Below are 12190 nucleotides of genomic sequence, written 5' to 3' on the forward strand. Positions count from 1 at the left end.
GTCGGTTAATAGTCGAGCCCTCCTCATGACCGCCCCCCTCCCCCATAGGGATCCCCTGACCCCGCCACTGCAGGACGCCCAGGGGAGGACCATGACGTACCTGCGCCTGTCCGTGACGGACCGGTGCAACTTCCGCTGCACGTACTGCTCGCCGGCCAGCTGGGGTGGGAAGAAGGACCTGCTGACGCCCGAGGAGTTCGAGCGCATCGTCTCCGTCTTCGCGCGCATGGGCATCCGCCGGGTGCGGCTCACCGGGGGCGAGCCCCTCATCCGCCCGGACATCCTCGAGGTGGCCCAGCGCATCGCCGCGGTCCCCGGGGTGGAGTGGCTGGCCATCACCACCAACGCCAGCCACCTGGAGCGGCTGGCCGTGCCCCTGCGCCAGGCGGGCGTCACCCAGCTCAACATCAGCCTGGACACCCTGTCCGAGGACACCTTCCGGCGCATCTCCAAGCAGGGGGACTTCGCCACCACCCTGCGCGGCATCGACGCGGCGGTGGGCGCGGGCTACGCCTCGCTGAAGCTCAACGCCGTGGTGATGAGCGGGGTGAACGACACCGAGGTGGCGGCGCTCATCGCCTACGCGCACGCCCGGGGCATCACCCCGCGCTTCATCGAGCTGATGCCCTTTGGCCAGGGCACCCCGGTGCCCACCGCGCAACTGGTGGAGCGGCTCCAGGCCGGTGGCCTCGCGCTGGTGCCGGATGAGGAGCCGCAGGGCGCCTCCGCGGGCCCGGCTCAGTACTGGCGCGCTCCCGGAGGGCGGGTGGGCTTCATCTCTCCCCTCACCCAGAACTTCTGTGGCGGCTGCAACCGCGTACGCGTGGCCTCCAACGGGGACCTGCGCAGCTGCCTCGGCGGACGCGCCCAGGCGCCGCTGCACACGCTCATCCGCGGGGGCGCCACGGACGCGGAGCTCGCCCTGGCCATCCGCGGTGCCCTCGGGGAGAAGCCGGACGGCCACCGCTTCACCGAGCCCGGCGCCGGTACCTCCCTGCTGTCGATGATGGGGATCGGCGGCTGAGCCGCCAGCGGCCCTACTTCACCAGCCGGACGCTGAACGGGTAGCGGTACATCGCCCCTTCGTGGGCCTTGATGCCCGCGTAGATCGACACCACGGTGCCCACCAGCCACAGGGGCGCCAGCAGCTTCCAGAGCAGGAAGCCCCCGAAGCAGAACAAGAGCAGGCCCGCGACGATCAGCACGGCGGCGGCGGCGAGCACCGTGAGCTGGAAGTTGAGGGCCTCCTTCGCCTGCCGCTCCACCCAGACGGACTGGTTGCCCTTGAGGAGCATGACGAGCAGGGGCCCGAGGGCCGACAGCACCACGGGGCTCGCGTGCGCGAGCGCGCCCCAGAGCTTCTCGTCTGCCGTCGGCTCCGGCGAGCCGGTGATGAACGAGCCGAGCTGCTGTTGAGTCTCCATGACGCACCCCTCGCGTGCTGACGGAGTCATCTTCCGCCAGCCCGGGGGAAAAGTCACGAAACAGCGACCCGGCAGGTCACCCGGAATGACCCGGCGGGTCATCCCGGGCGCCCAGAGGACCATGGGACTTCAGCGGTAGATCTCCCCGCCGGCCTTCTTGAACTCCTCGCTCTTCTCGGCCATGCCGGCCTCGACCTTCTCCGCGTAGTCCCGCACGTCCTGGGTGATCTTCATCGAGCAGAACTGCGGGCCGCACATGGAGCAGAAGTGGGCCACCTTGGCGCCCTCGGCGGGCAGCGTCTCGTCGTGGAAGGCGCGGGCGCGCTCGGGATCCAACGAGAGGTTGAACTGATCCTCCCAGCGGAACTCGAAGCGGGCCTTGGACAGGGCGTTGTCGCGGATCTGTGCGCCCGGGTGCCCCTTGGCGAGGTCCGCCGCGTGGGCGGCGATCTTGTAGGTGATGACGCCCTCCTTCACGTCATCCCGGTTGGGCAGGCCCAGGTGCTCCTTGGGCGTGACGTAGCAGAGCATCGCCGTGCCGAACCAGCCGATCATCGCCGCGCCGATGCCGCTGGTGAAATGGTCGTACCCCGGGGCGATGTCCATGGTGAGGGGCCCCAGCGTGTAGAAGGGCGCCTCGTGGCACACCGCCAGCTGCTTCGTCATGTTCTCCTGGATGAGGTGCATGGGCACGTGGCCCGGGCCCTCGATCATCACCTGCACGTCGTGCTTCCAGGCGATCTTCGTCAGCTCGCCGAGCGTCTCCAGCTCGCCGAACTGCGCCGCGTCGTTGGCGTCCGCGATGGAGCCCGGCCGCAGCCCGTCTCCCAGGCTGAAGCTGACGTCGTACGCCTTGAGGATCTCGCAGATCTCCTCGAAGTGCGTGTAGAGGAAGTTCTCCTTGTGGTGGGCCAGGCACCACTTGGCCAGGATGGAGCCACCGCGGCTGACGATGCCCGTGACGCGCCTGGCCGTGAGCGGGATGTAGCGCAGCAGCACGCCCGCGTGGATGGTGAAGTAGTCCACGCCCTGCTCGCACTGCTCGATGAGGGTGTCGCGGTAGATCTCCCAGGTGAGCTCCTCGGCCTTGCCGCCCACCTTCTCCAGCGCCTGGTAGATGGGCACCGTGCCGATGGGCACCGGGGCGTTGCGCAGAATCCACTCGCGCGTCTCGTGGATGTTGCGGCCGGTGGACAGGTCCATCACCGTGTCCGCGCCCCAGCGGATGGACCAGACCATCTTCTCCACCTCCTCCTCGATGGAGGACGTGACGGCCGAGTTGCCGAGGTTGGCGTTGATCTTCACCAGGAAGTTGCGGCCGATGATCATCGGCTCCAGCTCCGGGTGGTTGATGTTGGCCGGGATGATGGCGCGGCCGCGCGCGATCTCGTCCCGGACGAACTCGGGGGTGATCTCCCGGGGGATGGCGGCGCCCCAGGACTGGCCCGGATGCTGCCGGGACAGCTCGGCGGCCGCGGCCTCGCGCTTGAGGTTCTCGCGGATGGCCACGTACTCCATCTCGGGGGTGATGATGCCCTTGCGGGCGTAGTGCAGCTGGGTGACGTTGGCGCCCGGCTTCGCCACCAGCGGCTTGCGGCGGTGGCCGAAGCGCAGCCCGGCCAGGCGCGGATCCGCCTCGCGGGCGCGGCCATACTCGGAGGTGATGCCGGCCAGCTCCTCCACGTCGCCGCGACGGTGGATCCACTCGGAGCGCACCGCGGGCAGGCCCGCGCGCAGATCGATGGAGGCGCCCGGGTCCGTGTACGGGCCGCTCGGGTCGTAGACGAAGATGGAGGGGTTGGGCGTCACCTTCGCGTCCGGCCCATGACCCTGCCGGGTGGGCGTCTGGCTGATCTCCCGCATGGGCACGCGGACGTCCGGGTGCAGCACGCCGGGCACGTACACCTTGCGCGAGGCCGGCAGGGGGCCCTGGGTAATGCCCTCCAGCACCTTGCCATCCACCTTGAGGCTCTTCGAGGCTCCGCTCACGTCACTCTCCTCAATGCACGGAGGACAGGCGAGGCGTGGAGCGCCCGCCGCTTCCCTCCGCCGGTACGAACCGGTTCAGGTTCCAAGGGTTGGCCGCTTCACGGCCGTCTCAGCCCCTGAGCGGGGGCACCCCTAGCGATGGGGCGAGTGTGTAGCGCACCGGAGGACCGGGTATCAACCGACTGGAGGGTCCCCTGTCCGCCAGGAAGCGGACAGCCGGGCGCGCAGCCTCTGCGGTGGGTGCCTCCCAGAGCGAAAAGGATGCGCCAGGCAACCCCCGCCAGGGCAGCCAACGTGGCGGGCTCCCGAGGGGACACGCCTTGGAACCGATCCTGCAATAGCTTCTTTCAAGAGCCACGATTCTTCAGGACGGAGCCACGCCATGCAGACCGTTGGAGAGCTGATGACCCGCAGCAGCCTGGTCACCATCACCGAGACCCAGAACCTGGCCATGGCCGAGGAGTTGCTCCGCTTGCATCGCATCCGCCACCTGCCCGTGGTGCGAGGAGACAAGCTCGTCGGGCTCATCACCCACCGCGACCTGCTGCGGGCCGCGGCGAAGTGCGGCGGGGCGGATCCGTCCCAGCAGCCGCTGTGGGCCTCGGATGTGATGGTGCGCGACGTGAAGACGGTGCGCGCGGACACCTCCACCCGCGAGGCGGTGACGCTGATGCTGGACAACAAGTTCGGCTGCCTGCCCGTGGTGAGCGCGGACGGAACGCTCATCGGCATCCTCACCGAGGCGGACATGGTCCGCTTCGCCCAGCACCTCATCGAGGACATGGATCGCCGCAGCCTCGCGGCCGAGTACGAAGCATGAGTTGAGCCGCAGCGGCCCGGGAAGGGCCAAGAGGGAGCACCATGTCGATCGTCTTCGGAACGGATTTCTCGGAGCGGGCGATGGCCTCGGCCCGGGCGGCGGCGGTGCTCGCCGGCAAGACCGGCGAGGTGCTCCACCTGGTGCACATCACCGAGTACGGCAGCACCGGGCGCACCACCGCGAGCGATGAGAACCTGCGCCGCGAGCTGCACTCCCGCCTGGAGGCCCAGGCCGCCGAGCTGCGCACCGGGGAGCTGCGGGTGGAGGTCCACCTGCTGGAGGGCGCCCCCGACGAGGTCCTCGTCGAGCACGCGGCCGTCGTCCATGCCTCGCTCATCATCCTGTCCCACCATGGGCAGCGGGCACCGCGCTGGCGCATCGGCAACGTGGCGGAGCGGGTGGTGCAGGCGGCCCGCTGTCCGGTGCTGGTCCTCCGCTCGGCGGATCCGCTGGCGGCCTGGGCCCGCGGGGAGCGCAGCCTGCGCGTCCTGCTGGGCCTGGACTTCTCTCCGCCCTCCGACGCCGCGGTGGCCTGGGTGCGCAAGCTGCGCATGCTCGGCAATTGCGAGGTGGTCGCCGCCCACCACTACTGGGGCGCGGATGCCCACGTGCGCTACGGCGTCCCCCTCTCCCCCGAGTCCGAGGTGACGCCCGAGGTGGAGGAGGCGCTGCGGCGCGACCTGACGGCCCGCCTGGGCGACATGCCCGGCACCGGCGCCGTCTGGGTGCACCTGGATCCCGGCCTGAGCCGGCCCGCCGAATCGCTGGTGGCGCTGGCGCGCAAGGAGGAGGCGGATCTCATCGTGGTGGGCACCCACCAGCGCACCGGGGCGAGCAAGTGGTGGTACGGCTCGGTGTCGCAGCGCATCGTCCACGACGCGCCCGTCTCCGTGCTCTGCGTGCCGGCCAGCGCGGCGTCCTCCATCACCATCCCCGAGGTGCGCCGGGTGCTGGCCCCCACGGATCTCTCCGAGGTGGGCATCAGCGCCATCCGCCACGCCTATTCGATCGTTCCGGCTGGCGGCGCCGTCTACCTGCTGCATGTGCTGGAGCCGGTGGGCGGCGTGCCCCCGCTCTACGCGCAATACGTCTCGCCCCAGGGCTCCCCGGTCCACACGCCCGAGCAGGATCGCATCGCCGAGGTGCTGCGGGGCCTCGCCCCTCCCGAGGCGGCCGTGCGCGGCATCTCCACGCGGGTGGAGGTGGTCCACGGCCGGAAGGTCTCCGAGGCCATCAGCCAGGCGGCCGAGCGGTTGAGCTGCGACGTCATCTGCCTGGCCACCCATGGGCGCTCGGGGCTGTCCAAGGCGCTGCTCGGCTCGGTGGCCCAGGAGGTGCTCCAGGGCAGCACCCGGCCGGTGTTGCTCGTCCGGCCCGAGTGAACAGGCGGCAGCAGGCGGGCACCCAGGCTCCCGCCCCCATGTTCGGGAAGGTGCTTGCCTTGTCACGGCCGTGAAACTCCGGCACGCACCTTGAAGGTTTCCTCCCGGGCGAACGACACCCGGAGGTGAGATGTGACCTACGTGGCCATCACCGAGTTCGAGACGCGGCTCCAATGGCAACGGCGATGTGGCGCGCTGCTCTCGGGAGATCGTGCCTCCGCCATTCCGCTGGGGGGGGAGCCCGGCGACATGGCGGGGAACTGGAACGAGGGGCAGTGGAACCCCGAGACCCTGCTGATCGGGGCCGTGGAGGGGCGAACGCTCCTGGCCTTCCTGGAGCAGGCGCGTGCCCTGGGTGTGGAGGTTCTTTTCTACCAAAGCTCCGCCGTGGCCCGCCGGGTGGACGGCCCGGACGGGCTTCCCCACTACACGGACCTGATCGTCCGCCCCCACGTAGCCGTCCGGAGTGAACGGGAGGCGGCGCTCGCCCGGGGCATCTTCGAGGCGCTCCCGGAGCGGTGTTTCCCCAGCTCCATGCTGAGGCTCACCCCCCGGATCGAGCCCATCATCGACACCTGGGACGAGCACCACGCGGCGGCGCTCGAGGAGGATCGCCGCCACCGGCAGACCTGGCGGTGGCGGGAGGGAGGCCGGGCCTCCGGTTATGAACCTTGACGTGACGTGCGGGGCATGGTTGCACACCGTGTAGGAATCCGCCCCTCGGGGGGCGCTTGCTTGTTACGGTCCACACCATGTCCGCTCAACGCATCCTGGTCGTCGACGACGAGGCCAATGCCCGCCGCGCCATCGCCACCATCCTCGGCGAGGAGGGCTACGAGGTCACCGAGGCCTCCAATGGAGAGGAAGGGCTCGCCCGCCTGTCGGACTTCTCGCCCGCCGTCGTGCTGACGGATGTGCGCATGCCGAAGATGGACGGGCTCACCTTCCTGCAGAAGGCCCGGGAGCAGGGCTCGGATGCCACGTTCATCGTGATGACGGCCTTCGCCAGCGTGGAGACGGCGGTGGAGGCCATGCGCGCCGGCGCCGAGAACTACCTGGTCAAGCCGCTGGACGCCAACGCCGTGCTGGTGGTGTTGAGCAAGGCGCTGGAGAAGCGGGCCCTCACGCGCGAGGCGGAGAACCTGCGCGAGCAGGTGCGCCAGCGCACGCGCTTCCACAACATCATCGGCGAGGCGCCCCAGCTCCAGGCCATCTACGACGTGGTGAGGCGGGCGGCGTCCACCCGCGCCACGGTGCTCATCCTCGGCGAGTCCGGCACGGGCAAGGAGCTGATCGCCCAGGCCATCCACCAGGAGTCGCAGCGGCGCGACAAGCCCTTCGTCAAGGTGCACTGCGCCGCGCTCTCCGAGAGCCTGCTGGAGAGCGAGCTGTTCGGCCACGAGAAGGGTGCCTTCACCGGCGCGGTGGCCCGCAAGGAGGGCCGCTTCGAGCTGGCCGACGGCGGCACCCTCTTCCTGGATGAGATCGGGGAGATCTCCCCGTCGGTGCAGGTGAAGCTGCTGCGCGTGCTGCAACAGCGTGAGTTCGAGCGCGTGGGCGGCACGCAGTCGTTGAAGGTGGACGTGCGCATCGTCGCGGCCACCCACCGCGACCTGGTGGCCGAGGTGAAGGCGGGCCGGTTCCGCGAGGACCTGTACTACCGGCTCAACGTGGTGGCGGTGACGCTGCCGCCGATGCGCGAGCGCAAGAGCGACATCCCCGCGCTGGTGAGCCACTTCCTGGAGAAGTACAGCGACGCGTATGGCAAGGACGTGCGGGGGCTGGCGCCGGGCACGCTGCAGGCGCTGCTGGCGTACGACTGGCCGGGCAACATCCGCGAGCTGGAGAACGCCATCGAGCGCGCGGTGGTGCTGGCCGCGGGCAACGAGCTGACCACGGATGATCTGCCGCCCGTGCTGCGGGGGCCTCGGCCCAGCGGCTCCTCCCCCTCCTCCCTGATTCCAGGGGCCACGCTGGCGCAGATCGAGCGCGAGGCCATCCTCCGCACGTTGGAGATGGTGCAGGGCTCCACCACGCGGGCCGCGGAGATCCTCGGCATCAGCGTGCGCAAGGTGCAGTACCGGTTGAAGGAGTACGGCGCCAGCGCGAGCGGCAAGCCCGTGGGCCCCAGCCCGGACGAAGAGGATCCGGAGCCCGGCTCCGCCGCCGAGTAGCCTGCCGGGCGGCCCGCCGGGCGGATCAACGGGCCAGGGGCAGGCGCAGGAAGAAGCGCGCCCCACCCTCCGGGGAGTCGCCCACCTCCAGCGTGCCGCCGTGCTGCGTCACGATGGCGTGGACGATGGACAGGCCCAGGCCGGACCCCTGGGCCTTGGTGGTGAAGAAGGGCTCGAAGAGCCGGTCGCGGATCTCCGCGGGCACGCCCGGCCCCGAGTCGTCGACGGTGATCGACACCCGGTCGCCCTCGCGGACCGCGGAGACGCGGACGAGCCCATCGGCCGGCGTGGCCTCCAGCGCGTTGATGGCCAGGTTGATGAGCACCTGGCGCAGCCGCTCCTCCTCGCCCAGCACGGGCGGCACCGACTCGCCCCCATCGCCCTCCAGCAGCAGCCGCACCCGGCGCGTCTCCGCCTGGCCGCCCAGGAGATCCACCACGCGCCGCAACAACTGCTTCACCTCCACCGGCTCCGGGCGGAACTCGCGCGGCCGCGCGAACTGGAGGAAGTCCTCGAGGATGTGATCCAACCGGCGGATCTCATCGCGCACCAGCAGCAGCGGCTCCAGCAAATGGGGTTGCTGCTCCTCGGAGAGCCGGCGGATCCGCCGCTCCAGCACCGACAGCTGCAGGGCCGCCGCGTTGAGCGGGTTGCGGATCTCATGCGAGAGCCCGGCCGTCATGGTGCCCACCGCGGCGAGCTTCTCCGTCACCTGGGCCCGGCGCGCCAGCTCGCGCTTCTCCTCGTGCAGGCGAACCTGGCGCATGGCCTGCTCCAGCGTGAGGAGCAGCTCGTTGGGCGCGCAGGGCTTCATCAGGTAGGCGCAGGCGCCCGCGCGCACCGCCGCCACGGCCGTCTCCAGCGTGGCGAAACCGGTGAGCAGCACCACCTCGGACTCGGGCACCTTCTCCTTCAGCTCGCGGGCGAGCGCCGTCCCGTCCCCGTCCGGCAGCCGCAGGTCCACCAGCGCCACGTCGAAGCCCTCCCGGGCGCGCTCGCGGGCCTCGCGGCAGCTGCTCGCCCCGTGGACCTCGTAGCCCGCGTCACCGAGCAGCTCCTGGAGGTTGTCGAGGAAGGCCGCGTTGTCATCGATGACGAGCACGCGGGGATGCTTGGAGAGGGAGAGGCTCATGCGGCCCCCTGCCGGCGCGAGCCGTGGACGCGCTCCAGCACATCCAGCAGCGCGGCCGTGTCGAAGGGTTTGGGGAAGACGCCCGCGTGCTCTGGCATGGCCTCCTTGGGAAGCACCTCCGGGTAGGCCGTCATGACGAACACCGGCAGCTCCGGGAAGCGAGCCCGCAGCCGGCGCAGCGCCTCCCCGTCCGGGCCCCCCGGCAGCCGCAGGTCCACCAGCGCCGCGAAGGGCCGCACCGAGCCCAGCTGCTCGGTGTCCAGCACGGAGCGGGCGGTGACGCACGAGAAGCCGCGCGTGCGCAGCACCTCGGTGAGGTTGTCGCTGAGGGCCAGGTCATCCTCGACGAGCGCCACCAGGCCATCCCGGCGCGCCTCGGACAGCAGCGACACGAGCGTGGGGATGGGGACGGGCTTGGGCAGCACCGCGAGCAGCCCCTCGCGCCGGGCCGTCTCCAGGTCGTCCTCGCCCGGGTAGGCGGTGATGACCACGGCGGCGAGCCCCGGATCCACCTGGCGGATCCGATGCACCGCCGCGGCCCCGCTCATGCCGGGCATCTTCATGTCGGTGAGGAGCACGTCGAAGCACTGGGAGCGCGCCAGCTCCAGGGCCCGCGCGCCCTCCGTCACCACCGTGGCCTCGTCGCCTCCATCCCGGAGGATCTCCGCGAGGTTCTCCGCGAAGGCCTGGTTGTCATCCAGCAGCAGGTATTTCCTCATGGCGTCGCCTACGTCGAGGAGGGGGAAGTCGGGAGCAGGAGCACGAAGCGCGCACCGGCGCCCTCGCGTGGAGCGTAGGCGATGGAGCCGCCGTGACGCTCGAGGATGCGCTTGACGAGCGGCAGCCCCAGGCCGATGCCCCGCGCCTTGGTGGTCATCAACGGCTCGAAGAGCCGGCGCCGGATGGTGTCGCTGACGCCGGGCCCCGAGTCCTCCAGGACCAGCTCCACCTTGTCCGGGCCCGCCGAGGCCACCAGTGACACCGTGCCCGTCTCGCCCACGGCCTGCACGGCGTTCTCCAGCAGGTTGACGAAGACCTGGCGCATCTGCCCGGGGTCGCCCGCGAGCGTGGGAAGGCCCTCCAGGCCCTCGGCGTGGATGGACACGCCCGCGGGCCCGTGCACCGAGGTGAGCGCGTCCTTCCACACCTCGTCGAGCCGCAGCGGCTCGCGCTTGAGCGGCCGGTCGCGGATCATGTCCAGCAGGTCGGTGACGATCCGGTTGGCCAGCGTCACCTGCTCGCCAATGCGGTCCAGGTGCTTGATGGCGCGCTCGTCGGTGGCCAGGGGTCGGCCCTTGAGGATGAAGAGCGACGTCTCGATGACGCCCAGGGGATTGCGCAGCTCGTGCCCGATGGAGCCCACGAGCTGGCCGAAGGTGGACAGCCGCTCGCTGCGCGCCTGCTGGGTGAGCAGATCCTCGCGGTAGGTGTGCAGCATGATGGCCAGCTCGAGATCGAGGATCTTCCCGAGCGCCACCCGCGCGGAGCGCAGCAGCGCGGGCTGCTGGACATAGCGCTCGTCGATGATGCGGTTGAGCTCCTGCCGCAGCACGTTCATCGCGCCGAACATGTAGTGCTGGGGCAGCGCGATGCGCACGTGCATGCGGCCGATGCGGCAGCGCAGCAGGTAGTAGTCCTCGTCCCAGGGCCCGCGCAGCAACTGCTCCATCCAGGCCACCAGTGTCACCTTGAGGTGGCCCACCTGGCTCTCGCCCGCCAGGGCGCTGCGCGCGCCTTCGTGCTCCAGGATGCGGTCGTAGAAGACCTCCGAGATGGCCGGGAACTCATGCCGGGCCAACTCGTGCAGGGAACGGAGCGCCTGCTCGTCCTCCACCCCGAAGCCGACGTATCTTTTCAACTCCTCGAACAAGGTCTCGGCCATTCGTAGGTGAACGTTCTAGCGCGCCCGAACTTGGGAAACACGGATTGAACCCTCCTCCCCTGCATGGAAATCAACCCTGCGGGGGACGAGGCACAGCCCCTCCCCGGGCAACCAGGCCGACGGGCCCGGCTCCAGGGCTCTCACGAGGCAAGAAGCACGCCACGGTCCCCCCTGGGGAGCCGGTCCGGAGGAGCGCAAGCCGTGCGGAATGACGGGCCGGCGCGCAGCTTTTGCACACGTAAAGCTGGCTCCCCGTGTCCCACCCGGGCAGCCTGGGCGCGGCCGCCATCCTGACGCCGCGGCCCTGACGAGGAGAACCCCATGAAGCTGAAGGCGCTGTGCGTTGCCCTGTCCCTGCTCGCGATTCCCACCGCCGCGTCCGCCCAGAATCCGCTCGACCAGCTCAAGAAGTCGGCGGGTGACGCGGGCAAGGCCGCCATCGAGAAGCGGGTGAATGCGAAGCTGATGGAGGACACCCGCAAGAACCAGTGCAGCTTCAAGTCGGGCACCGACGTGCTCGAGCCCGGCTGCGACAAGAAGCTCCAGAACCTCACCAACGCCCTCGTCGAGGCGAAGAAGCAGCTCGATGCCGGCGGGGTGAAGAACTACAAGTTCGAGGTCTCCGGGCACACCGACTCGAGCGGCGACGCGGCCAAGAACAAGGAGCTCAGCGAGAAGCGCGCCGAGGTCATCGTCAAGGAGCTGGTCGCCCGGGGCGTGCCGCGCGGGGAGATCATCGCAGTGGGCCGCGGCTCGGAGCAGCTCCTGGTGAAGCCGGACAACACGGCGGCCAAGAAGGCGAAGAACCGGCGCTACGAGATCCAAGTCCGGCTCTGAGCCGGCGCGCACGTGGTGTACAGTCCGTGACGACCGTGGCGCGCTCTCCCCATCTCAAGCTCGATGAGTTCCTGCCGTACCGGCTGTCTCTGGCCTCCAACGCGGTGAGCCAGGTCATTGCCCGGGCCTACGAGGAGCACTTCGGCCTCAAGATGCACGAGTGGCGCGTCATCACCGTGCTGGCCCAGGACGGCGAGCTCACCCAGCAGGAGATCGTCGGCCGCACGAAGATGGACAAGGTGACGGTGAGCCGCGCCGCTCAGGTACTCGAGCGGCGCAAGCTGCTGCGCCGGGTGACGAACGCCGAGGATGGCCGCTCGCTCCGCCTCTCGCTCACGGCCGAGGGCCAGAAGCTCTACGCCCGGGTCGTGCCCGCCGCGCTCGAGCTGGAGGCCGAGGTCCTCGAGGGGCTCAGCGAGAAGGAGATCTCCGAGCTCCAGGATGTGCTCCGCCGCCTGGAGACGGCCGCCGAGCGCGTGCTCTCCCGTCGCTGACGCGGCACTGACGCACCGCGTCCAGACCATTCGCCTCTCAACAGGCGCCCCGCTGC

General features: G+C 70.2%; 12 protein-coding genes and 1 riboswitch. Of the genes, 7 read left to right on the plus strand and 5 right to left on the minus strand.

Annotation, left to right across the window (positions count from 1 at the left end; all coding sequences use genetic code 11):
* Nucleotides 1–25: 25 nt before the first annotated feature.
* A complete protein-coding gene (gene moaA, locus NR798_RS27855; protein WP_375765540.1) occupies nt 26–1024 on the plus strand; it encodes a GTP 3',8-cyclase MoaA in 999 nt (332 codons plus the stop codon).
* A gap of 13 nt (nt 1025–1037) precedes the next feature.
* Here the strand turns inward: moaA and NR798_RS27860 are convergent, their stop codons facing one another.
* Entirely contained in the window at nt 1038–1424 is a 387-nt protein-coding gene (locus tag NR798_RS27860; RefSeq protein WP_375765541.1) for a DUF4870 domain-containing protein, read from the minus strand.
* A 129-nt stretch (nt 1425–1553) separates the two neighbouring features.
* Nucleotides 1554–3413, minus strand: coding sequence for a phosphomethylpyrimidine synthase ThiC (gene thiC / locus NR798_RS27865; protein WP_375765542.1), 1860 nt, complete (start codon nt 3411–3413; stop codon nt 1554–1556).
* Nucleotides 3414–3448: 35 nt separating this feature from the next.
* Nucleotides 3449–3557: riboswitch (TPP riboswitch) on the minus strand.
* Between the two features lie 238 nt (nt 3558–3795).
* Here thiC and NR798_RS27870 point away from each other — a divergent pair.
* The 4 genes from NR798_RS27870 to NR798_RS27885 all read left to right on the plus strand — a co-directional run bounded on the left by NR798_RS27870 (nt 3796) and on the right by NR798_RS27885 (nt 7789).
* A complete protein-coding gene (locus NR798_RS27870; protein WP_375765543.1) occupies nt 3796–4233 on the plus strand; it encodes a CBS domain-containing protein in 438 nt (145 codons plus the stop codon).
* Nucleotides 4234–4274: 41 nt separating this feature from the next.
* Entirely contained in the window at nt 4275–5615 is a 1341-nt protein-coding gene (locus NR798_RS27875) for a universal stress protein (RefSeq protein WP_375765544.1), read from the plus strand.
* A 132-nt stretch (nt 5616–5747) separates the two neighbouring features.
* Nucleotides 5748–6290: an OsmC family protein gene (locus tag NR798_RS27880; RefSeq protein ID WP_375765545.1), complete on the plus strand. Its 543-nt coding sequence runs from the start codon at nt 5748–5750 to the stop codon at nt 6288–6290.
* A 77-nt stretch (nt 6291–6367) separates the two neighbouring features.
* The gene (locus NR798_RS27885; RefSeq protein WP_375765546.1) at nt 6368–7789 is read left to right on the plus strand and encodes a sigma-54-dependent transcriptional regulator; all 1422 of its coding nucleotides are present in this window, start codon (nt 6368–6370) and stop codon (nt 7787–7789) included.
* 25 nt (nt 7790–7814) lie between these two features.
* On the opposite strand, the gene NR798_RS27890 is transcribed toward NR798_RS27885, so the two are convergent.
* Genes NR798_RS27890 through NR798_RS27900 form a run of 3 tightly spaced genes read right to left on the minus strand, consistent with a single transcriptional unit; the run spans nt 7815 to nt 10803 of the window.
* Nucleotides 7815–8921 (minus strand): sensor histidine kinase, encoded by a 1107-nt coding sequence (locus tag NR798_RS27890; RefSeq protein WP_375765547.1) that lies wholly within the window; start codon nt 8919–8921, stop codon nt 7815–7817.
* Nucleotides 8918–9640: a response regulator gene (locus NR798_RS27895; RefSeq protein ID WP_375765548.1), complete on the minus strand. Its 723-nt coding sequence runs from the start codon at nt 9638–9640 to the stop codon at nt 8918–8920. The genes NR798_RS27890 and NR798_RS27895 overlap by 4 nt, the downstream gene beginning before the upstream one ends.
* An 8-nt stretch (nt 9641–9648) precedes the next feature.
* Nucleotides 9649–10803, minus strand: a complete 1155-nt coding sequence (locus NR798_RS27900; protein ID WP_375765549.1) for a protoglobin domain-containing protein — start codon at nt 10801–10803, stop codon at nt 9649–9651.
* Nucleotides 10804–11124: 321 nt separating this feature from the next.
* On the opposite strand from NR798_RS27900, the gene NR798_RS27905 reads away from it, so the two are divergent.
* On the plus strand, nt 11125–11640 hold the full coding sequence (locus NR798_RS27905) for an OmpA family protein (protein WP_375765550.1): 516 nt from the start codon (nt 11125–11127) through the stop codon (nt 11638–11640).
* Between the two features lie 26 nt (nt 11641–11666).
* Nucleotides 11667–12134: a MarR family winged helix-turn-helix transcriptional regulator gene (locus tag NR798_RS27910; RefSeq protein WP_375765551.1), complete on the plus strand. Its 468-nt coding sequence runs from the start codon at nt 11667–11669 to the stop codon at nt 12132–12134.
* The last annotated feature ends 56 nt before the right edge of the window (nt 12135–12190 follow it).

Origin of the sequence: Archangium gephyra, from assembly GCF_042230915.1 — a bacterium.
In the GTDB taxonomy this organism is placed as follows: Bacteria; Myxococcota; Myxococcia; order Myxococcales; family Myxococcaceae; genus Archangium; species Archangium gephyra_B.

Coding starts and splice junctions, on each gene's coding strand:
- NR798_RS27895 (WP_375765548.1), bottom strand. CDS start 9,640: ATGAGGAAATACCTGCTGCTGGATGACAACCAGGCCTTCGCGGAGAAC.
- NR798_RS27890 (WP_375765547.1), bottom strand. CDS start 8,921: ATGAGCCTCTCCCTCTCCAAGCATCCCCGCGTGCTCGTCATCGATGAC.
- NR798_RS27885 (WP_375765546.1), top strand. CDS start 6,368: ATGTCCGCTCAACGCATCCTGGTCGTCGACGACGAGGCCAATGCCCGC.
- NR798_RS27870 (WP_375765543.1), top strand. CDS start 3,796: ATGCAGACCGTTGGAGAGCTGATGACCCGCAGCAGCCTGGTCACCATC.
- NR798_RS27905 (WP_375765550.1), top strand. CDS start 11,125: ATGAAGCTGAAGGCGCTGTGCGTTGCCCTGTCCCTGCTCGCGATTCCC.
- NR798_RS27900 (WP_375765549.1), bottom strand. CDS start 10,803: ATGGCCGAGACCTTGTTCGAGGAGTTGAAAAGATACGTCGGCTTCGGG.
- moaA (WP_375765540.1), top strand. CDS start 26: ATGACCGCCCCCCTCCCCCATAGGGATCCCCTGACCCCGCCACTGCAG.
- NR798_RS27860 (WP_375765541.1), bottom strand. CDS start 1,424: ATGGAGACTCAACAGCAGCTCGGCTCGTTCATCACCGGCTCGCCGGAG.
- NR798_RS27875 (WP_375765544.1), top strand. CDS start 4,275: ATGTCGATCGTCTTCGGAACGGATTTCTCGGAGCGGGCGATGGCCTCG.